17 protein-coding genes and 2 pseudogenes are annotated in these 23,807 nt (G+C 58.6%); 11 read left to right on the top strand and 8 right to left on the bottom strand.

Annotated features, from left to right (window positions below):
• Nucleotides 1-3: 3 nt before the first annotated feature.
• Nucleotides 4-945, bottom strand: coding sequence for a beta-aspartyl-peptidase (iaaA, locus tag NKJ21_RS18865; RefSeq protein WP_254733137.1), 942 nt, complete (start codon nucleotides 943-945; stop codon nucleotides 4-6).
• Nucleotides 946-1,180: 235 nt separating this feature from the next.
• On the opposite strand from iaaA, the gene moeA reads away from it, so the two are divergent.
• The 6 genes from moeA to NKJ21_RS18895 all read left to right on the top strand — a co-directional run bounded on the left by moeA (nucleotide 1,181) and on the right by NKJ21_RS18895 (nucleotide 9,064).
• Nucleotides 1,181-2,416 (top strand): molybdopterin molybdotransferase MoeA, encoded by a 1,236-nt coding sequence (gene moeA, locus NKJ21_RS18870; RefSeq protein ID WP_072045829.1) that lies wholly within the window; start codon nucleotides 1,181-1,183, stop codon nucleotides 2,414-2,416.
• Nucleotides 2,416-3,171, top strand: a complete 756-nt coding sequence (moeB, locus tag NKJ21_RS18875) for a molybdopterin-synthase adenylyltransferase MoeB (RefSeq protein ID WP_012968648.1) — start codon at nucleotides 2,416-2,418, stop codon at nucleotides 3,169-3,171. The genes moeA and moeB overlap by 1 nt, the downstream gene beginning before the upstream one ends.
• 154 nt (nucleotides 3,172-3,325) lie before the next feature.
• Nucleotides 3,326-4,225 (top strand): glycyl-radical enzyme activating protein, encoded by a 900-nt coding sequence (locus tag NKJ21_RS18880; protein ID WP_008805793.1) that lies wholly within the window; start codon nucleotides 3,326-3,328, stop codon nucleotides 4,223-4,225.
• Nucleotides 4,226-4,229: 4 nt separating this feature from the next.
• Nucleotides 4,230-6,662 (top strand): formate C-acetyltransferase/glycerol dehydratase family glycyl radical enzyme, encoded by a 2,433-nt coding sequence (locus tag NKJ21_RS18885; protein ID WP_012968649.1) that lies wholly within the window; start codon nucleotides 4,230-4,232, stop codon nucleotides 6,660-6,662.
• Nucleotides 6,663-6,842: 180 nt separating this feature from the next.
• On the top strand, nucleotides 6,843-7,658 hold the full coding sequence (locus NKJ21_RS18890) for a Cof-type HAD-IIB family hydrolase (RefSeq protein WP_008805791.1): 816 nt from the start codon (nucleotides 6,843-6,845) through the stop codon (nucleotides 7,656-7,658).
• A 140-nt stretch (nucleotides 7,659-7,798) separates the two neighbouring features.
• A complete protein-coding gene (locus tag NKJ21_RS18895) occupies nucleotides 7,799-9,064 on the top strand; it encodes a DUF1479 domain-containing protein (protein ID WP_008805790.1) in 1,266 nt (421 codons plus the stop codon).
• On the opposite strand, the gene NKJ21_RS18900 is transcribed toward NKJ21_RS18895, so the two are convergent.
• Entirely contained in the window at nucleotides 9,061-10,134 is a 1,074-nt protein-coding gene (locus NKJ21_RS18900; RefSeq protein WP_117138102.1) for a LacI family DNA-binding transcriptional regulator, read from the bottom strand. The two genes, NKJ21_RS18895 and NKJ21_RS18900, sit on opposite strands and share 4 nt — an antisense overlap.
• A 299-nt stretch (nucleotides 10,135-10,433) precedes the next feature.
• Here NKJ21_RS18900 and NKJ21_RS18905 point away from each other — a divergent pair, with 299 nt between their 5' ends.
• Nucleotides 10,434-11,735 carry an MFS transporter gene (locus NKJ21_RS18905; protein WP_012968650.1) on the top strand — a complete coding sequence of 434 codons (1,302 nt, stop codon included), beginning with the start codon at nucleotides 10,434-10,436 and terminating at the stop codon, nucleotides 11,733-11,735.
• A gap of 15 nt (nucleotides 11,736-11,750) precedes the next feature.
• Nucleotides 11,751-14,114 carry a glycoside hydrolase family 31 protein gene (locus NKJ21_RS18910; protein ID WP_012968651.1) on the top strand — a complete coding sequence of 788 codons (2,364 nt, stop codon included), beginning with the start codon at nucleotides 11,751-11,753 and terminating at the stop codon, nucleotides 14,112-14,114.
• Between the two features lie 376 nt (nucleotides 14,115-14,490).
• Here the strand turns inward: NKJ21_RS18910 and NKJ21_RS18915 are convergent, their stop codons facing one another.
• Nucleotides 14,491-16,083, bottom strand: a complete 1,593-nt coding sequence (locus tag NKJ21_RS18915) for an ABC-F family ATPase (RefSeq protein ID WP_008805786.1) — start codon at nucleotides 16,081-16,083, stop codon at nucleotides 14,491-14,493.
• A 48-nt stretch (nucleotides 16,084-16,131) separates the two neighbouring features.
• Between NKJ21_RS18915 and NKJ21_RS18920 the strand changes: the two are divergent.
• Both NKJ21_RS18920 and ldtB read left to right on the top strand, forming a co-directional pair.
• Nucleotides 16,132-17,047 (top strand): annotated as a pseudogene (locus NKJ21_RS18920) (tyrosine-protein phosphatase).
• 200 nt (nucleotides 17,048-17,247) lie between these two features.
• Nucleotides 17,248-18,162, top strand: coding sequence for a L,D-transpeptidase (gene ldtB / locus NKJ21_RS18925; protein ID WP_008805784.1), 915 nt, complete (start codon nucleotides 17,248-17,250; stop codon nucleotides 18,160-18,162).
• Between the two features lie 147 nt (nucleotides 18,163-18,309).
• On the opposite strand, the gene NKJ21_RS18930 is transcribed toward ldtB, so the two are convergent.
• From NKJ21_RS18930 to mntR, 5 genes and pseudogenes are all read right to left on the bottom strand, one after another.
• Nucleotides 18,310-19,026, bottom strand: a complete 717-nt coding sequence (locus NKJ21_RS18930) for a GntR family transcriptional regulator (RefSeq protein WP_016160535.1) — start codon at nucleotides 19,024-19,026, stop codon at nucleotides 18,310-18,312.
• Between the two features lie 67 nt (nucleotides 19,027-19,093).
• Nucleotides 19,094-20,470 (bottom strand): glycoside hydrolase family 1 protein, encoded by a 1,377-nt coding sequence (locus NKJ21_RS18935; protein ID WP_254733140.1) that lies wholly within the window; start codon nucleotides 20,468-20,470, stop codon nucleotides 19,094-19,096.
• Nucleotides 20,471-20,627: 157 nt separating this feature from the next.
• A pseudogene (locus tag NKJ21_RS18940) lies at nucleotides 20,628-21,667 on the bottom strand (aldo/keto reductase).
• A 107-nt stretch (nucleotides 21,668-21,774) separates the two neighbouring features.
• A complete protein-coding gene (locus NKJ21_RS18945) occupies nucleotides 21,775-22,887 on the bottom strand; it encodes an anion transporter (protein WP_012542373.1) in 1,113 nt (370 codons plus the stop codon).
• Nucleotides 22,884-23,357: a manganese-binding transcriptional regulator MntR gene (mntR, locus tag NKJ21_RS18950; protein WP_008805779.1), complete on the bottom strand. Its 474-nt coding sequence runs from the start codon at nucleotides 23,355-23,357 to the stop codon at nucleotides 22,884-22,886. Before mntR ends, NKJ21_RS18945 begins: the two co-directional genes overlap by 4 nt.
• 185 nt (nucleotides 23,358-23,542) lie before the next feature.
• Between mntR and mntS the strand changes: the two genes are divergently transcribed.
• Nucleotides 23,543-23,668: a manganase accumulation protein MntS gene (gene mntS, locus NKJ21_RS18955; protein ID WP_012542374.1), complete on the top strand. Its 126-nt coding sequence runs from the start codon at nucleotides 23,543-23,545 to the stop codon at nucleotides 23,666-23,668.
• Nucleotides 23,669-23,807: the final 139 nt, after the last annotated feature.

The raw sequence follows: 23,807 nt of genomic DNA on the forward strand, positions 1-23,807 counted from the left end.
CTTCTATTCGCGATAAATGCCAATGGTCGGCGTATCGCCGGCATAGCACCAGGCGCGGTACATGCCTTCACTGTTAAACGGTAAAACGACGTTACCTTCGCGATCGACGGCAATCAGCCCGCCGCTACCGCCGAGAGCCGGCAGTTTCTCCATCACCACCCGCTCGCAGGCGGTGTAGAGACTCAACTGACCATACTCCATTAAGGCGGCGATATCGTAGGCCGCCAGGGTGCGCATAAAGACTTCGCCGGTGCCGGTGCAGGAGACCGCCACGCTGGCATTGTTGGCATAGCATCCCGCGCCCGGCAGCGGGCTGTCGCCGACGCGTCCGGGCAATTTGTTGGTCATGCCGCCGGTGGAGGTTGCCGCCGCCAGATTGCCAGCCAGGTCGAGCGCCACCGCGCCGACGGTGCCCATTTTCTGGCGTTCATCGAGCGGGGCGGCGTAGTGGTCGAGGATAATCTCCCCGCCCGCTTTCGCCTCCTGCAGCTGCAGCAGGCGCTCGGGCGTGGAGAAGAGATCGTTTTCCACGCGTTCCATCCCCCGGGAGAAGGCGAAATTTTCCGCGCCCTCGCCAATCAGCAGCACGTGCGGGCTCTCCTCCAGTACCAGACGCGCCGCCAGCACCGGATTACGCAAATGTTTGACCCCGGCCACCGCGCCCGCCTGCAGGCTGTAGCCATCCATTACGCAGGCGTCCAGCTCATGGGTTTGATCGTGGGTAAATACCGCGCCCATCCCGGCGTTAAACAGCGGGCACTCTTCCAGCAGCCGAACGGCCTCGGTTACGGTATCCAGCGCACTGGCGCCCGCAGCCAACATCTTCTGCCCGCTTTCGACGATAGTCGACAGCGCCGCCACATACTCTCGCTCCCGCTCCGGCGTCATCTGCGCGCGAGAAATCGCCCCTGCGCCGCCGTGAATTGCTATAACCGCCTTGCCCATTTCGCCAGTCCTTAACGATGAAGTGGATCGCCCCTGCCCCGTCGTACCGCGGCGCGGCGCCGGTCACGTCAGGAATAAGGGTATTGATATCATTATATTGCTGAATGTCTTATACAATTTTTGAATATAGAAAGAGCGGCGGGTGATGTAAAGCCTCGTACCCAAGTGGCATACAGCCCGCGCCGCTTTTCTGCCATAATAGGCGTTTTCGCTGTTTTGCCCGCAGGAGTGACCCATGGATTTTACCGCCGGACTGATGCCGCTCGACACAGCCCTCGCCCAGATGCTCGATCGTATTACGCCGCTGAACGCGACGGAAACTGTACCGCTGTTGCAGGCCTTCTCGCGTGTGACTGCCCATGACATCGTCTCCCCGCTGGATGTGCCCGGCTTTGATAACGCCGCGATGGATGGCTATGCCGTCCGGCTGAACGACCTTCGCGACGGCGCGGCGCTGCCGGTCGCCGGTAAGGCCTTTGCCGGCCAGCCTTTCAACGACGCCTGGCCCACCGGCACCTGTATTCGCATCATGACCGGCGCGCCGGTGCCTGCGGGCTGCGACGCGGTGGTCATGCAGGAAGAGACCGAACAGACCGACGCCGGCGTGCGCTTTACCGCGCCGGTGAAAGCCGGGCAGCACATTCGCCGTCGCGGAGAAGATATCGCCCACGGCGCGGTGGTCTTCCCGGCGGGGACGCCCCTGACGGTGGCCGAGCTGCCGGTGCTGGCCTCGCTGGGCATTGCCGAGGTCGAGGTGGTGCGCAAGGTCCGCGTCGCGGTCTTCTCAACCGGCGATGAGCTGCAGCTGCCGGGTCAACAGCTCGGCGACGGCCAGATTTACGATACCAACCGCCTGGCGGTGCACCTGATGCTGCAGCAGCTGGGCTACGAGGTCATTAATCTCGGCATTATTCCTGACGACCCGGCGAAGCTGCGTGACGCGTTTATCGCCGCCGACCAGCAGGCCGACGTGGTCATCAGCTCCGGTGGCGTCTCGGTGGGCGAAGCCGACTACACCAAAACCATTCTTGAAGAGCTGGGGGAGATCGGCTTCTGGAAACTGGCGATCAAGCCGGGGAAACCCTTCGCCTTCGGCAAACTCAGCAGCAGCTGGTTCTGCGGCCTGCCGGGTAACCCGGTTTCCGCCACCGTCACCTTCTGTCAGTTGGTGCAGCCGCTGCTGGCGAAACTCTCGGGCAAGCACGGCCCGCTTCAGGCAACCCGCCTGCGGGTACGCGCCGCCACGCGACTGAAGAAGTCGCCGGGCCGTCTCGACTTCCAGCGCGGTATTCTGCAGCGCAACCCCGACGGCGAGCTGGTGGTGACCACCACCGGCCATCAGGGCTCGCACATTTTCAGCTCATTCAGCCTCGGTAACTGCTTTATCGTACTGGAGCGCGAACGCGGCCACGTCGAAGCGGGCGAATGGGTCGAAGTCGAGCCCTTTAATCATCTGTTTGGGGGGCTGTAATGGCCGTTGAGCTGAGCGACGAGGAGATGCTGCGCTATAACCGGCAGATCATCTTGCGCGGTTTTGATTTCGACGGTCAGGAGCGGCTAAAAGCCGCTCGCGTACTGGTGGTCGGCCTCGGCGGGCTCGGCTGCGCCGCCGCTCAATATCTGGCGGCGGCCGGCGTGGGTCAGCTCACCCTGCTCGATTTCGACACCGTCTCGCTGTCCAACCTCCAGCGCCAGACGCTGCACAGCGACGCGACCATCGGCCAACCGAAGGTGGATTCTGCCCGCGAGGCGCTGGCGCGCATTAACCCGCACGTCCGGCTGGTCCCGCTCAATGCCTTGCTGGATGAGACCGCGCTGGCGGGGCAGATTGCCGATCACGATCTGGTGCTGGACTGCACCGACAACGTCGCCATTCGTAACCAGCTCAACGCCGGCTGTTTCCAGCACACCACCCCGCTGGTCTCCGGGGCGGCGATCCGCATGGAGGGGCAAATCAGCGTCTTCACGTATCAGGATGGCGAACCCTGCTACCGCTGCCTGAGCCGTCTGTTCGGCGAAAATGCCCTCACCTGCGTCGAAGCCGGGGTAATGGCCCCGCTGGTGGGCACCATCGGTTCGCTGCAGGCGATGGAGGCCATTAAACTGCTGACCGGCTACGGCACCCCTGCCAGCGGAAAAATCGTGATGTACGACGCCATGACCTGCCAGTTTCGTGAAATGAAGCTGATGCGTCATCCGCAGTGCGAGGTATGCGGCTCGCACTAACCCCCACACCGGCGACGAGGGTCGTCGGTGGTTTTGTGACCTCTCTCGTTTTTTTATCCCCAGGAGCTTAGCCCCATCCCGCTTGTTGATTTGCGTCAATATAACTTTCATTCGAAAGTGTTTTTATATTCATACGCAAACAAGAGGATAAGCCATGATCTTCAACATCCAGCGCTACTCCACCCATGACGGCCCAGGGATCCGTACCGTCGTCTTCCTGAAAGGCTGCTCGCTGGGCTGCCGCTGGTGCCAGAACCCGGAAAGCCGCGCCCGCAGCGAAGATCTGCTGTATGACTCGCGGCTGTGCCTGGCCGGCTGCGATCTGTGCCAGCAGGCGGCGCCGGAGGTTATCACCCGTACCCTCGATGGTTTGATCATTGATCGGCAAAACGTTAACGACAAGCATATTACTGCGCTGCGTGACTGCTGCCCCACCACCGCGCTAACGGTCTGCGGCGAGGAGAAAAACGTCGAAGCGATCATGGCGACGGTGCTGCGTGATAAACCGTTCTACGATCGCAGCGGCGGCGGCATCACCCTTTCCGGCGGCGAACCCTTTATGAACCCGACGCTGGCGCAGGCGCTTTTCGAAGCCAGCCATCAGGCAGGTATTCACACCGCCGTGGAAACCTGCCTGCACGTGCCGTGGAAATACATTGAACCGGCTTTACCCTTTGTCGACCTGTTTCTCGCCGACCTGAAACACGTCGACGAGGCCGTTTTCCAGCAGTGGACCGACGGCAGCGCCCGCCGGGTGCTGGATAACCTGCAGCGACTGGCGCAGGCAGGGAAAAAAATGATTATTCGCGTGCCGCTGATCCAGGGATTCAACGCCAGTGAAGCCGACATTGCCGCGATCACCGATTTTGCCGCCGACCGCCTGCAGGTCAGCGAGATCCATTTCCTGCCGTACCACACGCTGGGAATGAACAAATACCAGTTACTCAGTCAGCCCTACACCGCACCGGACAAACCGCTGGATGCTCCTGAGCTGCTCGCCTTCGCGCAGGATTATGCGCGGAGCAAGGGGCTAACGGCGATCTTACGAGGATAACCTTATGACGACTCTCAAACTCAATACCCTCAGCGCCCGCATCCAGGCCCATAAAATGGCACTGGTGCATATTGTCAAACCGCCGGTCTGTACCGAACGCGCCCGCCACTACACCGAGATGTATCAGCAGCATCTTGATAAGCCAATCCCGGTACGTCGCGCCCTGGCGCTGGCACATCACCTTGCCGAGCGCACCATCTGGATCAAGCACGACGAACTGATCGTCGGCAACCAGGCCAGCGAAGTGCGCGCTGCGCCGATTTTCCCGGAATACACCGTCAGCTGGATTGAGAAAGAGATCGACGATCTTGCCGACCGCCCCGGCGCCGGCTTCTCGGTCAGCGAAGAGAACAAACACGTGCTGCATGAAGTGTGCCCATGGTGGCGCGGGCAGACCGTACAGGACCGCTGCTACGGTATGTTTACCGATGAGCAGAAGGCGCTCCTCGCCACCGGTATTATCAAGGCGGAAGGCAACATGACTTCCGGTGACGCCCACCTGGCGGTCAACTACCCGCTGCTGCTGGAGAAAGGCCTCGACGGTATGCGCGCCAAGGTCGCCGAACGCCGGTCGCGCATTAACCTGACGGTGCTGGAAGATCTGCACGGCGAGCAGTTCCTGAAAGCGATTGATATCGTTCTGGAAGCGGTCAGCGACCACAGCAAACGCTTCGCCGCGCTGGCGCGCGAGATGGCGACAGCAGAATCCCGTGAATCACGCCGCCACGAACTGCTGACGATAGCCGAAAACTGCGACATCATCGCCCATGAGCCGCCGAAAACCTTCTGGCAGGCGCTGCAGCTGTGCTACTTCATTCAGCTAATCCTGCAGATTGAATCTAATGGCCACTCGGTCTCCTTTGGCCGTATGGACCAGTACCTCTATCCGTACTACCGTCGCGACGTTGAACTGCAGCAGTCGCTGGATCGCGAACAGGCCATTGAGCTGCTGCACAGCTGCTGGCTGAAGCTGCTGGAGGTCAACAAAATTCGCTCCGGCTCGCACTCCAAGGCCTCTGCCGGCAGCCCGCTGTACCAGAACGTCACCATTGGCGGCCAGAACCTGGTCGACGGCCAGCCGCAGGACGCCGTCAACCCGCTGTCGTATGCCATCCTGGAATCCTGTGGTCGTCTGCGCTCTACCCAGCCGAACCTCAGCGTGCGTTACCATGCCGGGATGAGCAACGACTTCCTCGACGCCTGCGTCCAGGTGATCCGCTGCGGCTTCGGCATGCCGGCGTTTAATAACGACGAAATCGTCATCCCGGAATTTATCAAACTCGGCATCGAGCCGCAGGACGCCTACGATTATGCCGCTATCGGCTGCATCGAAACCGCGGTTGGCGGCAAATGGGGCTACCGCTGCACCGGCATGAGCTTTATCAACTTCGCGCGGGTGATGCTGGCGACGCTGGAAGGTGGCCGCGATGCCACCAGCGGTCAGGTATTCCTGCCCCAGGAGCATGCCCTGTCGAAAGGCAACTTCGCTAATTTCGACCAGGTGCTGGCAGACTGGGATAACCAGATCCGCTACTACACCCGTAAATCCATTGAGATTGAGTACGTGGTCGATACCATGCTGGAGGAAAACGTCCACGATATTCTCTGTTCGGCGCTGGTGGATGACTGTATCGAACGGGCGAAAAGCATCAAGCAAGGCGGCGCGAAATATGACTGGGTTTCCGGCCTGCAGGTGGGTATCGCCAACCTCGGCAACAGCCTGGCGGCGGTGAAAAAACTGGTCTTCGATCAGGGCGCCATCGGCCAGCAGGAACTGGCGAAGGCGCTGGCGGAAGATTTCGACGGTCTGACCCACGAGCAACTGCGCCAGCGGTTGATCAACGGCGCGCCGAAGTACGGTAACGATGATGACAGCGTCGACGAGTTGCTGGCGCGGGCCTACCAGACCTATATCGACGAGCTGAAGCAGTATCACAACCCGCGCTATGGCCGCGGCCCAATCGGCGGCAACTATTACGCTGGCACGTCGTCTATCTCCGCCAACGTTCCGTTCGGCGCCCAGACGATGGCGACACCGGATGGCCGTAAAGCGCACACCCCGCTGGCGGAAGGGGCCAGCCCGGCCTCCGGTACCGACCATCTGGGGCCGACAGCGGTCATCAGTTCGGTGGGCAAACTCCCCACCGGCGCGATCCTCGGCGGCGTGCTGCTTAACCAGAAGCTGAATCCGTCCACCCTGGAGAATGAGTCCGACAAGCAGAAGCTGATGGTGCTGCTGCGCACCTTCTTCGAGGTGCACAAAGGCTGGCATATCCAGTACAACATCGTGTCCCGCGACACGCTGCTGGAGGCGAAGAAACACCCTGACCAGTACCGCGATTTAGTGGTCCGCGTCGCCGGATACTCGGCGTTCTTCACCGCCCTGTCGCCGGATACCCAGGACGATATCATCGCCCGAACCGAACATACGCTGTAACCCTTCGTGCCCGCTGGCGCTATGCTTAGCGGGCCTACCCTGTTCTGCAGGCCGGGTAAGGCAACGTTGCCACCCGGCATTTTCTGCGCTGAGTGAACTTTCATTCGAAATAAATTTGTGCTCCCCATCACATTGTAATTAGAATGTTACTGGTCGAAGTTAAGCCAGGAGCATCCCCTTATGACCGTTAAAGTTATCGTCACCGATATGGACGGAACTTTTCTCAATGACGCCAAAACCTACGATCGCTCACGGTTTCTGGCGCAATTCGCCCAGCTGCAGCAGCGCGGCATTGAATTTGTTGTCGCCAGCGGCAACCAGTACTATCAGTTGATCTCCTTCTTCCCGGAGATCCGCGAGCAGATTTCGTTCGTCGCCGAAAACGGCGCGCTGGTCTTTGAGCATGGCAAGCAGCTGTTCCACGGCGAACTGACCCGCCACGAATCACAGGTGGTGATTGGCGAATTGCTCAAAGATCCGCAGCTCAACTTTGTCGCCTGCGGCCTGCAGAGCGCGTATGTGAGCGATAAAGCTCCGGATGCCTTCGTCGACCTGATGTCAAAGCACTACCACCGTCTGCAGCGGGTAAGCGATTACCATCGCATCGACGACACGCTGTTCAAATTCTCCCTCAACCTGCCGGACAGCGAGATCCCACAGCTGATCGATAAACTGCACGTGTCGCTCGACGGGATCATGAAGCCGGTCACCAGCGGCTTTGGCTTTGTCGATTTGATTATCCCCGGCCTGCATAAAGCCAACGGCATCAGCCGCCTGCTCAAACGCTGGAACCTTTCGCCCCAGCAGTGCGTGGCCATCGGCGACAGCGGCAACGACGCCGAAATGCTGAAGCTGGTGAAATACGCTTTCGCCATGGGTAACGCCGCCGACACCATCAAGGCTATCGCCGGCTACGCTACCGACGATAATAACCATGACGGCGCGCTGAACGTCATTCAGGCCGTCCTCGATAACACCGCTCCCTTCAACGCGTGACCCTTCGCCGGGGCATCGCGCCCCGGTTTTTCCATTTTGTGCGCCGTAGCAAGATTTTAAACTTGCATTAACTCCATTTTAACTTAAATTAACGTTTGTAATATTTAATACTTTCGAATGAAAGATACAGCGAGGTTATTATGGCTGCTCTCCCGACCCACGAAACATTACCTGCCGACCACAAAGCGGCAATTCGCCAGATGAAACAGGCCTTACGGGCACAAATTGGCGATGTCCAGGCAGTGTTCGATAAACTCTCGGCGCGTATCAGCGAGCGCCTGGACGAGATTAATGCCCTGAAAGCCACAGGCCAGGAGGTCTGGCCGACGATCCCGTTCAGCGATATCGCCGAAGGAAAAGTGAGCGATGAGCAGCGCGCGGCGATTAAGCGCCGGGGCTGCGCAGTGATCAAAGGCCACTACCCGCGCGAACAGGCGCTGGCCTGGGACAACGCGATGCTGGAATACCTCGATCTGAACCATTTCGATGATGTATACAAAGGGCCTGGCGACAGCTTCTTCGGTTCGCTGGAGGCTTCGCGTCCGGAAATCTATCCGATCTACTGGTCCCCCTCGCAAATGCAGGCGCGACAGAGTGATGAAATGGCGGCGGTGCAATCCTTCCTCAATCGCCTGTGGCGCTTTGAACAGAATGGCAAGCGCTGGTTCGATCCGGATGTCAGCGTGATTTACCCTGACCGTATCCGCCGCCGCCCGCCGGGAACCACGTCAAAGGGGCTGGGGGCGCATACCGATTCTGGCGCGCTGGAGCGCTGGCTGCTTCCCGCCTATCAGCAGGTTTTCGCCAACGTCTTTAATGGCAATATCGACGCCTACGATCCGTGGGACGCCGCGCACCGTACCGAAGTGGAAGAGTACACCGTCGACAACACCACCAAATGCTCGGTGTTCCGCACCTTCCAGGGCTGGACCGCGCTGTCGGACATGATCCCGGGTCAGGGGCTGCTACACGTGGTGCCGATCCCGGAGGCGATGGCTTATGTGCTGCTGCGCCCCCTGCTCGACGATGTGCCGGAAGATGAGCTGTGCGGCGTCGCGCCGGGCAGAGTGCTGCCGATCTCTGAGCAATGGCACCCACTCTTAATTAAAGCGTTAAGCTCGATTCCGGCGCTGAACGCTGGCGATTCCGTCTGGTGGCACTGCGATGTTATTCACTCAGTGGCGCCGGTGGAAAATCAACAGGGCTGGGGCAACGTGATGTACATCCCGGCCGCGCCGATGTGCGAAAAGAACCTCGCCTACGCGCAGAAAGTGAAAATTGCTCTGGAAAAAGGGGCCTCGCCGGGGGATTTCCCGCGCGAGGACTATGAGGCCAGCTGGCAGGGGCGCTTCACCCTGGAAGATCTGAATATTCACGGGAAACGGGCGCTGGGTATCCCGGTTTAATCGTCATACAGCCCCTGCGGCTCCACGGCGGTATGGCCTTTGCCCGGCCGGATCCGCCGTACCGAATCACGTACCACCAGCGTGCCGTGCAACAGTAGCGAGCCGTGCGGCGCCTCCGGGCGCAGCAGGCGCTGCTGCAGGAGATGCACCGCCTCGCTGCCCAGCTCATCTCGCGGCACATGCACCGCGGTCAGCGGCACCTCCTGAATCGCCGCCAGATTAAACCCGTCGATACTCATTACCGAAACATCCTGCGGCACCCGCAGGCCTCGTTTTTGCAGGGCGCTGACGGTGCCGGCGGCCATAAAATCACCGCCCACCAGGAAGGCGCTGGGCATCGGGCGCCCCTGTAAAGCGTCAAGCCAGGCCCCTACCTGCTCTTCCGTCTCTCTGGCGCTAAAGTTGGCGACGCTGATGAGATCCCGGCTGGCGGTAAAGCGCAGATTGCGCGCGCGCCATGCTTCCTGGATCCCGCCCAGCCGCAGCTCCATGGTATAGCGGCGCAGGCACATCACGTTCATCACCGCCCGATGGCCCATATCAAACAGATAGCGGGCGGCGCACTGGCCAATCAGACGATGGTCGGGGGCAATGGACGGCAGCCGCATCCCTTCATCCCGACAGTTGATCAATACGCAGGGTTTGCCCAGATCCGCCGCCAGGCCATGAATATGCGGATCGTCGATCCCCAGCAGCACCGCGGCCTGGGTCTCCGCTTCGTTCATGCGGGCAAGAAACAGATTGGCGTCGCTGTCGTTCTCGTCCAGTGCGCAGTAGCGCAGGCGCACTTCATGCGCCGCCAGCGCGTTATTGATGCTCTGGATCACCCGGTAGTAGAAGATATCCGATCGCTCATCGAAGGCGCGCTGCGGAGCAAACACCAGCAGATTATTGAGCAGCAGACGCCCGGCGGCCAGTCCCTGCATGACCCCCAGCTCGCGGGCGCACTCCAGCACCGCCCGGCGCGCCTTATCGCTGGTATTCGCCTTTCCGGCCAGGACGCGCGAAACGGTGCTGGCCGACAGCCCGGTGCGGGCGGCGATTTCGGCGACGCGCAGCTTTTTATCCATTTTGTGATCCAGCTCCGATTGGAAAATGAAAGAATTTTCATAATCGCCAAAGCGCTTCCTGTAAGCAAATGACAGAGCGAAATTTGAGATCTCGGTCATTTCATGAAAAAAGTTGCATAAATAGCACTTTGCCCGACGTTTTTTCTCCCTTAGCCTGAATTGGTCCAACATCTCCCATACTAGTTATACCAATGATGTTGAGATAAAAAATAGACTATTCAAATAGTTAAAAAAAACTATGTGACCACTCAGGGAAAGAGGCCGTCACTTTCCCCCTACAACGTCTTGTGGAGTGTGCTATGAGTCAAGGCCTCAACAATGATATCGCGGTCAGTAAAACGCGTCGGGTGGTAAAAAACCTGCGCTGGTGGGTGCTGGTCCTGTTTTTACTTGGCGTCACCGTCAACTACATCACACGTAACTCGCTGGGGATTATCGCCCCGGAACTGAAAGCGACGCTCGGTATTACCACCGAACAATATTCCTGGATCGTCGGCGCGTTTCAGCTGGCTTACACGATTTTCCAGCCGCTCTGTGGCTGGCTTATCGACGTCATCGGCCTGAAGCTCGGGTTTATGATCTGCGCTACCCTGTGGGCGCTGGCCTGTATCGCCCACGCCGGGGCTGGCAGCTGGCTGCACCTGGCTATGTTGCGCTTCTTTATGGGCGGCGCCGAGGCGGCCGCCACGCCGGCGAACGCCAAAACCATCGGCGAGTGGTTCCCGAAATCTGAACGGCCAATCGCCGCCGGCTGGGCTGGCGTCGGCTTCTCTATCGGCGCAATGCTGGCCCCGCCGATTATCTACTTCGCCCACGCCTCCTTCGGCTGGCAGGGGGCGTTTATGTTTACCGGCGCGCTGGCGCTGCTGTGGGTGGTGCTGTGGTGGGCTTTCTATCAGAACCCGGAAAAGCACCCGAACCTCAGCAAAAGCGAGCTGGAGTACATCAAGCAGGATAACGAAGCCCCGCCGGTGAAACAGCCCTTCTTTACCGCGCTCAAAACCGTCTCGAAGAATAAACGTTTCTATGGGATCGCCATCCCCGCCTTTATGGCCGAGCCTGCCTGGGCGGTACTGAGCTTCTGGGTGCCGCTGTACCTGGCGAAAGAGCACGGCATGGATCTGAAGCAGATCGCGATGTTCGCCTGGCTGCCGTTCCTCGCCGCCGATCTTGGCAGCGTGGTCAGCGGCTATCTCACCCGCCTGTACGTTCGCTGGTTCGGCTGCACGCGAGTCAACTCGGTTATCGCCAGCTCGGTAACCGGCGCGTTTCTGATGATCTCGCTGGCCCTGGTCGCCATTACTCGCGATCCCTATATCACCATCATCCTGATCTCCATTGGTGGTTTCGGCCATCAGATCATCTCCTGCATGCTCAGCGCGCTGGTGGTGGAGTCTTTCGACAAGGGACAAATGGCGACGGTCAACGGTATGCGCGGCTCCGCGGCGTGGATCGCCAGCTTCCTGTTCTCATTATTAATCGGGGTGACCGCCGACAAAATTGGCTTCAACCCGCTGTTTATCGCCATGGGTTTCTTTGACCTCATTGGCGCCGTTTTCCTGGTGGCATTTATTGCTGAACGTCGCGCCAAGCGCGCCTGAGAGTGGATGTAAAATATGAAGACGTTGAAACACTGGAGTTTGCACCAACAGCTGGAGCATCACGTTGAACTGACCGTTGATGGTCAGCACACTTTGTGTCTGTATGTGCTGGAAGAGAATTTATTCCGCGTCTTGCTGAAGCGCCAGGGCCAACTGGCGCTGGATCGCACCTGGAGTATCGCCCCGCAGCAGGATGTGCCGTGGGAAGGCCGCGCGCGGGATGACCTCAGCGGTTTTAGCCTCCCGGCCTGGCAGATGACCAAAGAAGATGACGCGCTGACCATCGCCACCCGCCAGCTGCGCGTCACCGTCCACCAGCCGCTTTGGCTGGAGTGGAGCTATCGCGACGACGCCGGCGAGTGGCAGACGCTCGCCAGTGACCGCCCCACCAGCGCCTATCTGGCAAACGCTCACGGCGACGGCGTCGCCCATTATCTGAGCCGCCGCAAAGATGAGCGTTTCTACGGCCTGGGCGAAAAGGCCGGCGACCTGCAGCGCAACGGTAAGCGCTATGAAATGCGTAACCTCGATGCCATGGGCTACAACGCCGTCAGCACCGACCCGCTGTATAAACATATTCCGTTTACCATCACGCAGCGCAGCGATATCAGCTACGGCCTGTTCTATGACAACCTGAGCAGCTGCTGGCTGGATCTGGGCAATGAAATCGACAACTACCACACCGCCTATCGCCGCTGGCAGGCGGAGGCCGGCGATATCGATTATTACCTGTTTACCGGTAAACAGGTGCTGGATGTGACCAAAGCCTTCGTCCGCCTGACCGGTAAAACCTTGTTCGGGCCAAAATGGAGCCTCGGCTACAGCGGCTCCACGATGCACTATACCGACGCGCCGGATGCGCAAAATCAGCTGATGAACTTCATCCGCCTGTGCGAGCAGCACGCGATCCCTTGCGACTCGTTCCAGCTCTCTTCCGGCTATACCTCGATCAACGGCAAGCGCTACGTCTTTAACTGGAACTACGACAAGGTGCCGCAGCCAAAAGTGATGAGCCAGTCGTTCCATGATGCCGGGCTGAAGCTGGCCGCCAATATCAAACCCTGCCTGCTGCAGGATCACCCGCGCTATGGCGAAGTGGCGGAACGCGGCCTGTTTATTCGCGATTCGCAAACCGACGCGCCGGAGCGGTCCAGCTTCTGGGACGATGAAGGGTCGCATCTCGACTTCACCAACCCGCACACCGTGGCCTGGTGGCAGGAAGGCGTGACCACCCAGCTACTGGAGATGGGTATCGATTCGACCTGGAACGATAATAACGAGTATGAGGTGTGGGACGGCGAGGCGCGCTGCTACGGCTTTGGCCGCGAAATCGCCATTAAACATATTCGCCCGGTGATGCCGTTGCTGATGATGCGCGCCTCCATGGAAGCCCAGCAGCGCTTTGCGCCGCAAAAGCGCCCGTATCTGATCTCCCGCTCCGGCTGCGCCGGGATGCAGCGCTACGTCCAGACCTGGAGCGGCGACAACCGCACCAACTGGGATACGCTGCGCTATAACATCCGCATGGGGCTGGGCATGAGCCTTTCCGGGCTGTTTAACGTCGGCCACGACGTCGGCGGTTTCTCCGGCGATAAACCCGAGCCGGAGCTGTTCGTGCGCTGGGTACAAAACGGCGTGATGCATCCGCGCTTTACCATTCACTCGTGGAATGACGACCAGACGGTCAATGAAGCCTGGATGTACCCGGAAATCACCCCGGCGATCCGCTCAGCCATCGAGCTGCGCTACCGTCTGCTGCCCTATTTGTACACCCTGTTATGGCAGGCGCATGCCGATGACGAACCGATGCTGCGCCCGACCTTCCTCGATCACCAGCACGATACCCAGACTTTCGCCGAGTGTGATGACTTCCTGCTGGGTCGCGATCTGCTGGTGGCCAGCGTGGTCGAGCCCGGCGCCCGTCAACGCCAGCTGTGGCTGCCCGATAATCAGGACGGCTGGTACGATTTTTACAGCCACCAGTGGTTCGCCGGCGGCCAGTGGGTGACGCTGGACGCGCCGCTGGAAAAACTGCCGCTGCTGGTCCGCGCCGGCGCCGGTCTGCCGCTTAGTGAACGTATCAGCCACGTCGATGCGCAAAAAGACGATCGTCGCGAACTGCAGTTGTTCCCGCTGAAAGGTACCGGCTCAACCCGCGGTCTGCTGTTTGAAGACGACGGCGAAAGCTGGGGCTATAAAGAGGGGGATGCGCTATGGCTGGAGTGGGAAATGATCTGCAGCGCCAACAGCATAAACCTGAATATCAACGCTCGCGGCAGCTACCGTCCGGCGTGGAAAGCGCTGAAGCTGTCATTACCGGCGGGAGAAAAGCGCAAGCTGCTGGTGAATGGCGTTGAAGGGACCGAGTGGAGGCGCTAAGCGATATGCCGGGCGGCGGCTTACGCCTTGCCCGGCCTGGATTTTATGATGTTCCCGGATTGCGCTACGCTAATCCGGGCTACAAACGGGTGGCCTCAAAATCCCCGGTGGCGCTACCGCTTACCGGGGCTACAGCACTGTGCGGTTTGGTAGCCCGGGTAACGGACAGTTTCAGTAACCATGGGTACAAGATAGCGCTCTTAAGCTCACAATGGCACGGACCGTAGGCCGGATAAGGCGCAGCCGCCATCCGGCGCGAAAGTGGCTCTTTACCCGCAGTTATTGCCCGGCGGCGCTACGCTTGCGCGGGCCTACAGATCACATGCCAGGCGTAGCCCGGGTAAGGCGTAGCCGCTACCCGGGTAACGGACAGGGATTACTCGATACCTTTGCTGCGCAGGTAGTCTTCGTAGTTACCGCTGAAATCGATCACGCGTTCTGGGGTGATCTCCAGGACGCGGGTCGCCAGCGAGCTGACGAACTCGCGGTCGTGAGAAACGAAGATCAGGGTGCCCTGATACATCTCCAGCGCCATGTTCAGCGATTCGATCGATTCCATATCCAGGTGGTTGGTCGGTTCGTCCATGATCAGGATGTTTGGCTTCTGCATCATCAGCTTACCGAACAGCATGCGCCCTTTCTCACCACCAGAAAGGACTTTCGCCGGCTTTTTGATATCGTCCTGGCTAAACAACAGACGGCCGAGGATACTGCGTACCGCCTGCTCGTCGTCGCTTTCCTGCTTCCACTGGCTCATCCACTCGAAGACCGTCAGGTCGTTTTCGAACTCGTACTCATGATCCTGCGCGTAGTAACCAATTTGCGCGTTTTCAGACCATTTCACGGTGCCGTTGTCCGGCTGCAGTTCGCCTACCAGAGTTTTCAGCATGGTGGATTTACCCACGCCATTGGCGCCCAGAATGGCAATCTTCTCGCCCACTTCCAGCAACAGGTTGACCTTTTTGAACAGCGGACCTTCATCAAAGCCTTTGGTAAGGGCTTCCACTTCCAGCGCGTTACGGAACAGTTTCTTGTCCTGTTCGAAGCGGATAAACGGGTTCTGACGGCTGGAGGCTTTAACCTCTTCCAGCTTGATTTTGTCAATCTGGCGCGCGCGCGAGGTGGCCTGACGTGATTTAGAAGCGTTGGCGCTAAAGCGGCTAACGAAGGACTGCAGGTCCGCAATCTGCGCTTTTTTCTTGGCGTTGTCCGCCAGCAGACGCTCACGCGCCTGGGTGGCCGCGGTCATGTATTCGTCGTAGTTGCCCGGATAGACGCGCAGCTCGCCGTAGTCGAGGTCCGCCATGTGGGTGCAGACCATGTTCAGGAAGTGACGGTCGTGCGAGATGATGATCATGGTGCTGTCGCGATCGTTCAGCGTCTGCTCCAGCCAGCGGATGGTGTCGATGTCCAGGTTGTTCGTCGGTTCGTCGAGCAGCAGGATATCCGGATTGGAGAACAGCGCCTGCGCCAGCAGGACGCGCAGTTTCCAGCCCGGCGCGACTTCGCTCATCGGGCCGTAATGCTGTTCAACCGGAATGCCGACGCCGAGCAGCAGTTCGCCGGCGCGCGCTTCGGCGGAGTAACCGTCCATCTCGCCGTATTTGACTTCCAGGTCGGCCACTTTATAGCCGTCTTCCTCGCTCATTTCGGGCAGCGCGTAGATGCGATCGCGCTCTTGCTTCACTTCCCACAGCTCGCCGTGGCCCATGATAACCGTATCCAGCACGGTGAATGCTTCGAAGGCGAACTGATCCTGGCGCAGCTTACCGATACGCTCGTTCGGGTCGAGAGAAACGTTGCCCAGCGTCGGCTCGAGATCGCCGCCGAGGATCTTCATAAAGGTCGATTTACCGCTGCCGTTGGCGCCGATCAGACCATAACGGTTGCCGCCGCCAAATTTAACGGAGATATTTTCGAACAGCGGCTTACTGCCAAACTGCATGGTAACGTTGCTGGATACTAGCACGGGGATATCCTGAAAAAAGAGAATGAGGGGTGTGACACAACAGACATTATGCCAGCAAATGACACACTTTTCACGGCCTGCGGTAAATTCCGCCGCGGCGCTTGTGCTAAGGTCTTTGTCAGATGAGCCGCAGACCAGGGCTCAAACGGTTATTCTGTACGTCATTATGAGGAACCCCATGACCACCAGCCTACCGCGACACCCGGCTTTTTTATCCCTGCAGGGCGGTATCAATTTTCGCGACCTCGGCGGCCAGCGCGCCGCCGACGGACGCACGGTACGCAGCGGCAAGCTGCTACGCTCCGGCGCGCTAAATCGGTTGACGGCGGACGATCTCAACCATCTGGCGACGCTGCCGCTCAGTCGGGTGCTCGACTATCGCGACCCCGGCGAAGTGCAGCGCACCCCTGACAAGCTTAGCCCGCTCACTCACTATTTAAACGCGCCCGCTAATCCGCCGCTCGGCGATGTGAATGCGAAAGTCACCGAGCTGAATGCTGCCACCCTTAACGCGCTGAACGGGGAGCAGTTTATGCTGCAACTGTATCGCCAGTTGCCCTTTAATAACCCGGCCTATCGCCAGCTCGCCGCCTGGCTGACCACGCCTTTTGAAGGCGCTTTACTGCAACACTGCGCCGTCGGCAAAGATCGCACCGGCGTCGGCTGCGCGTTAACCCTGTTTGCCGTCGGATGCGACAGCGAGACGGTCATGGAGGAGTATCTGCTCACCCACGGCATGCTGACACAAGTGGAAGCCTGGATGCTGGAGATGCTGGGCAACGACCTGACGCCCCAGGGACGCCAGAGTCTGGCGGATATCCTGACGGTGAAAGAGTCCTATCTCGCCGCCGCGCTGTCAGCCATCCACCAGCGCTATGGCACGGTCGACGCCTGGCTGGCAGAAGAGTACCAGCTCACCGCCCCGGCACGCGCTTCGCTACAGGACCGGTTACTGGAAGGATAACCTCCCTGTCACCCGCGTGAGAGGCGGCGATTGCATCATCCGCCAGCCCCGTCAGCCGAGGCGACAGGGAAAAAAATGTGATTTCGTACACATCTGATTTACCTGTTTAGCGGAATGCACATATAATGCGCTCCCATCTACTGTCTCAATCATTAACAAAGGCCTGTGTGGCGTTGATTTCGCACACGACATTAAAGACTATGAAATTATCTACACTCTTAGCGGCAGCCTTCGCCCTCGTAGGCTTTTGCAATACAGCGTCTGCTGTCACCTATCCTTTGCCGACCGACGGCAGCCGTTTGGTTGGTCAGAATCAGGTCATCACCATTCCGGATGATAACAAGCAGCCGCTGGAATACTTTGCGGCGAAATATCAGATGGGACTGTCCAACATGCTGGAAGCCAACCCGGGGGTGGACACCTATCTGCCAAAAGGCGGTAGCGTCCTGAACATCCCGCAGCAGCTGATCCTGCCGGACACCGTCCACGAAGGCATCGTCATCAACAGCGCCGAGATGCGTCTGTATTACTATCCGAAAGGAACCAACACCGTGATCGTTCTGCCGATCGGTATCGGCCAGTTAGGTAAAGATACGCCGATTAACTGGACCACCAAAGTCGAACGCAAGAAGGCCGGCCCGACCTGGACGCCGACCGCCAAGATGCACGCTGAATACGCCGCTGCCGGCAACCCGCTGCCAGCCGTCGTACCGGCCGGTCCGGATAACCCGATGGGTCTGTACGCGTTATATATTGGCCGTCTGTACGCCATCCACGGCACCAACGCTAACTTTGGTATTGGCCTGCGCGTGAGCCACGGCTGCGTGCGTCTGCGCAACGATGACATCAAATTCCTGTTTGAGAATGTGCCGGTCGGCACCCGCGTGCAGTTTATCGATGAGCCGGTAAAAGCGACCACCGAGCCGGACGGCAGCCGTTACATTGAGGTTCACAACCCGCTGTCGACCACCGAAGCGCAGTTCCAGGGCGGCGAAATCGTGCCGATCACCCTGACTCAGCCGGTACAGGCGATCACCAGCCAGTCTGATGTCGATCAGAACGTGGTTGAGCAGGCTATCCAGAACCGCTCCGGTATGCCGGTGCGTCTGAACTAAGTTCTGCATGACAAGAAAAACGGCGGGCCTGATGCCCGCCGTTTTTTTATCTGCATTTCCCCGGGCTGCGGCTGACGCCTTGCCTGGGTTACCAAACCTGACAACACCCTGGGCCTGCTAAGCGCTGCGCAAACAGGGGTCCCCGGTCTAGCCGTTATTCACCAGAATAATCCCGCCGTGATCGTAGCGATAGTGACAGTGGGCATACTCCAGCGGCGTACCGTCTTCGAGGTAGATCACCTGTTCAACCTCCAGCACCGGGTCGGTGAGGTCGCAGTGAAGATGTAATTTATCCAGTTCATCCGGCTTCATCGCCCGCACCACGCGGTAAGATCCCATCAGCTTCAGCCCCAGCGTCTCCTGGATATAGCGAAACACCGAGCTTTCCAGATGGCTTTTATTGAGCCCCGGCACTAGCCCCACCGGCATGACCGTCAGATCCAGCGACACCGGTTCCCCGTTGAGCAACCGCAGGCGAACGAAGTCATACACCGGCGCATCGGCGTCAATCAGCAGCGAACTCTGCTCTTTGTCGCTGGGAAAACGCACCTCAAAGCGCACCACTTCGCTTTGTACCTCGCCAAGATGCTCCCAGGTTTTGGTGGCGCCAAAATAGTCGCTGCCGGGCAACTCCCACTGCGACAGCTGGAGAAAATTTTTCCGCACAAAGGTACCCAGTCCTTTGCGGGTATAGATAAGCCCTTCGACGATTAACTGACGCATCGCCTGCTGGATCGTCATCCGGCTGGTGTTGAACTCCGCCGCCAGCGCAAACTGGTCGGGTAGCGGCGCGCTGGCAGGATACTGCTGGCTGATGATGCGTTTTTTTATTTCCCGCGCGATTTGCAGATACTTCGCCGTCATTCCCGGTCCTTTTACATTCTGTGTGTGGCTGGCGGACAGCATACTTGACCTGACCGCCAGGACACTGTTACATCGCTTCGCCGTTGCTGTGGATCACCTGCTTTAGCCACGCATAGCTCTTCTTCGGCACCCGCCGCAGATCCTTGAGGTCATGGTTCTCACGATTGACGTACACCACGCCGTAGCGCTTACGCATATCGCCCTGAGAGCTGAGGATATCGATTAATCCCCAGCCGAGATAGCCAAGCACCTGCGCGCCGTCCTCAAATATCGCCGCTTTCATGGCGTTAATATGGTCGCGATGGTAGGCGATGCGGTAATCATCGGCAATGGGATGTTCGCCATCCCAGGATTCGATCACCCCGATGCCATTTTCAATCGGGAACACCGGTAGCCGCCAGTCATTGTAATAGCGGGTGATGATCATGCGAAATCCCAGCGGATCGATCTGCCAGTTCCATTCCGTCGCTTTCAGGTACGGGTTATCCTGATTACCGAATAGCATGTAATTGTTGACCGCCGTTCCCGGCGGGATCGCGTCGCTATTGAGCGCACGGCTGGCGTAATAGCTGAACGCAAGATAATCGACCTTCACCGTCGCCATCAGCGCGATATCTTCAGGGCGATAAATATCGTCAAAGCCTTGGCGAGCGACAAAATGCATCACTTCCGGGCTATAACCCTCGCCGGCGTAGGCGCGCAGCAGGTTCTGGTTTAAAAACTCGTCCAGTTGCTGGGCGCAGAGAATATCGCGTGGTTTGCAGGTAGCCGGATAGACCAGCGCATGGGCCAGCATTCCGCCCATCAGGCACTGCGGCTTCGTCTGATGCAGATAGTGGGTCAGATGGACATGCGCCATCATCACGTGGTGCTGGATCTGGTAGAGTTCGCGCAGCGTTTTATCGCCACGCAAATAGCCGGTGATCAGGAAGGCTTCCGGCGAATGGTAGAGGTTCTGTTCATTGAAGGTCAGCCAGTACTTCACCTTATCGCCGTAACAGTCGATCATCTTCTGGCCATAGCGGATAAAGGCGTCCATGACCCGGCGGTCGGTAAAACCGTTGTAACGCTCCGCCAGCGACAGCGGCATATCAAAGTGATACAGGCAGATCATCGGTTCAATACCGCGGGCAATGAGTTCATCGATAAACTGATGGTAGAACGCGATCCCCTCTTCATTGAATTCGCCGTCCCCTTCCGGGCACACCCGGCTCCAGGCGATCTGGAAGCGGTAGCAGTTCATGCCCAGATCCTGCATCAGATCGAAATCTTCGCGAAAGCGATGATAGGAGTCGGTCGCGACCTTCCAGTCCGAGGCGAATTCCGCCGGTTGACGAATATCGTACACCGACATCCCCTTGCCCCCCTCGTTCCACGCCCCCTCCGTCTGCATGCTGGAGACGGAATTACCCCATAAAAAATCTGCCGGTAGTGTGTTCTTCATGCTGCGCCTCGGTATATGACTAGTCATTTAACTATAATGACTAGTCATATACAAAAGATCCGCCACCGAAGCAAAAGTCGGATCGTTTTCTGTGAGCCAGGCAAACAAAAAAGATCGCCGCAAGCGGCGATCTTTATAAGCACGGAAAAAAACGGCGTTACTGCGCGTCAAGCTGATGAGGACGATATTCCCCCTGGCGCTCCAGCATCCAGCCCGGATATTCGCGCGGCAGGGCGCTGACCGCGTCAAGCTGGCGCAACTCATCATCGCTCAGGCGGATAGCGGTCGCAGCGATGTTATCCTGCAACTGCTCGGCCCGTTTGGCGCCAATAATGACGCTGGTCACCGCCGGCTGATGCAGCAGCCACGCCAGGGCAATCTGCGCCACCGATACTCCTTTTGCTTCAGCTATCACCCGCATGACGTCGATGCAATCAAATGCGCGCGCTTTATCCACGGGCGGAAAGTCGAACGCCAGGCGACGACCACCCGCTTCCGCCTCGCCGTCGCGGCGGTATTTCCCGCTCAGCAGGCCGCCCGCCAGCGGGCTCCAGACCATCAGGCCGAGTCCTTCGCTTTGCAGCATCGGCACCAGCTCACGTTCCAGGTCACGCCCGGCAATCGTGTAGTAGGCCTGCAGAGAAGCAAAGCGCGAGAGTCCAAGGCGTTCCGCGATGCCCAGCGCTTTGGCGATTTGCCAGGCCGCCCAGTTTGAAACACCGATGTAGCGCACATGCCCCTGCTGTACCAGCGTATCCAGGGCCGACAATGTCTCTTCGATCGGCGTCGCCGGATCGAAGCCGTGCAATTGATAGAGATCGATATGATCGAGCTGCAGGCGGCGCAGGCTCTCTTTCACGCTGCCCATGATGTGGTACCGTGAGCTGCCGCTCGAGTTCACGCCGGCGGTGCCGGTTTCGCCAAACACTTTGGTCGCCACCCGACGTTTTCACGCGGGATTTTCAGGTTTTTCAGCGCCTGACCGGTAATCTCTTCAGAGCGCCCTTCCGAGTAGACGTTGGCGGTATCGATAAAGTTGATCCCGGCGTCCAGCGCGCTGCCGACCAGCTGTTCGGCTTCAGCCTGGCGCAGCTGGCCGATTTTGCCCCACATCCCTTCTTCGCCGCCGAAGGTCATGGTGCCCAGGCACAGCTCAGAGACAAACAGACCGGTATTGCCCAGTTTTTGATATCGCATAGCACTCTCCTCAACAGGATGGTTAACGTCAGCGGTATAGTTATACCGCTGTGTCGAGGCGTGCGAATGGGGTGTTTCTGTCAGTTTCTTGCCCAATTCTGCAGAAATCAGGCGCAGAGTTTAAAGAGCCAATAGCCGCTGATGGCCGCCCATAGCAGCATAGGAATGGAGTAAAGATGGAAGCGCCACCAGATCCGCCGATCGCTGGCCATGCGCAGGGCGATGATATTGGCCAGCGATCCTGGCAGCAGACCAAAGCCGCCCACGTTAACCGCCCAGGCAAGCAGTATCGACGGCGGGACATAGTTGAGCAGCAGAATGGTCGAGGGCACATTACTGATCACCTGAGACAGGCCGATGGCGGTCAGCCACAGTCCGCCGCCGGAAAGCGTCCCGACGCCGCTCAGCACATGATGCAGCGCCGGAAGCTGGGTCAGCAGGTGGACGTCGATAAACATCACCATAAACACCAGCAGCAGCGACCAGTCCACATGGACGATCACCGCCCGGGCCAGAATCAGGAAGCCCAGCAGCACCAGCGCCAGCCCCCACAGCGCCTGATTCATCTCCAGCGCGGTCAGGAACACCAGATACAATCCCAGACAGCTCCAGACCAGCTTAGGCTGCCACGATGGCGCCTTATCGCTACTCTGGTAGCTAAGCCGGTTTGCCGGGAAACAGAACCAGCACAGCACCAGCAGGGTCAACATCATTGCCGCCGCCAGGGGTAACATCTCGCCGATAAACCCGACGAAAGAGAGGCCGGACCGTCCCCACAGCAAAATGTTCTGCGGGTTGCCGATCGGCGTCAGCAGCGACCCGGCGTTAACCGCCAGCGCTTCGAAGATAATCAGACGGTTAACCGGGATCGCACACCACTTTTTCAGCGTCAGCGTCAGCGGCACCACAATAAACAGGGCCACATCGTTGGTCAGGAAGGTGGACAAAAGCGCTGCCGCCAGCACCATAAAGATGGCCAGCTGGCGCTCAGTCACGAAGCGGCGGGCCATTTTCCGCCCCAGCACGTCAAAGTAGCCGCTCAGTTCAATGCCCTTGGTCAACAGCATCAGGCCGCTGAGCGTGATGATGGTATGCCAGTCAATGGCCGCCGGCCAGCTTGCCGGGACAAACGGCACGATGGCGCTGAGCACGCAGGCGATAATCAGCAGCAGGTGTAAAAAACGGTCGCGCAGCAGCGACTGAACAAAGGGAAGAGTCATGCTTCCTGGGATCCCTGTTTCTGGGTAAATTTCAGGAACATCGCCAGCGTCTCTTCACTCACGTGATGCTCCATTCCCTCCGCATCGCGGCGGGCGATTTCCGGACTGACGCCAATGGCCAGCAGAAAGTTTTCCACAATCTGGTGGCGTTCGCGACTTTCCTGGGCCAGCTTTTCCCCTTCCGGGGTTAAGAAGATCCCGCGCCAGGGGATCTGTTCGATCAGACCCACGCTGGCCAGGCGTTTGAGCATTTTGGCGACCGTGGGCTGCGAAACGCCAAGACGCGCCGCCATATCCACCTGGCGCGCCTCCCCCACTTCGTTGATCAGATCGGAGATCAGCTCCACATAGTCATCGATCAGTTCGCGGCGATGCGCTTCCCGCACCTGACGGAACCCCTCAACGTGCTCTTCAACATTTACTAACTGCGTCACTTTTTTTGTTATTGGCTTACCTGCGCGACGGTTCATTGTGCTTCCTCATTCGTGTGACGCGTCAAGCATCATATAAAAAGATCCACATTGTAATGGATTGCGCCAAGAGCACAAAAAATTAACGTTTTAGCCATAGCTATAAAATATAGCCTGTGCTATATCTGTATGTAATGCAAACAGCCATCATGGATTGACGGCGTGAACAGGCAGGAGGAGAGCAGATGAACGAATTCAAGAGGTGCTTAAACGTGTTTAGCCATTCACCCTTTAAAGTACGATTAATGCTGATCGGTATGCTGTGCGAGATGATCAACGGTAAACCACAGCAGGGCAAACCCCATTCCTAAGGCGGCGTCGCGGTACGCCGCTTCATTTTTCTGTCATCTTCTGCCGGCAAAATGACCGGTTTCCCCCGTTTCCCTGACCTTTTTTCAAGTTTTGTAAGCGCCCTCGCAAAACAATCTGTTATGTCTGGTTGACCTTACC

This window comes from Klebsiella sp. SWET4, assembly GCF_024296565.1.
In the GTDB taxonomy this organism is placed as follows: domain Bacteria; phylum Pseudomonadota; class Gammaproteobacteria; order Enterobacterales; family Enterobacteriaceae; genus Klebsiella; species Klebsiella variicola.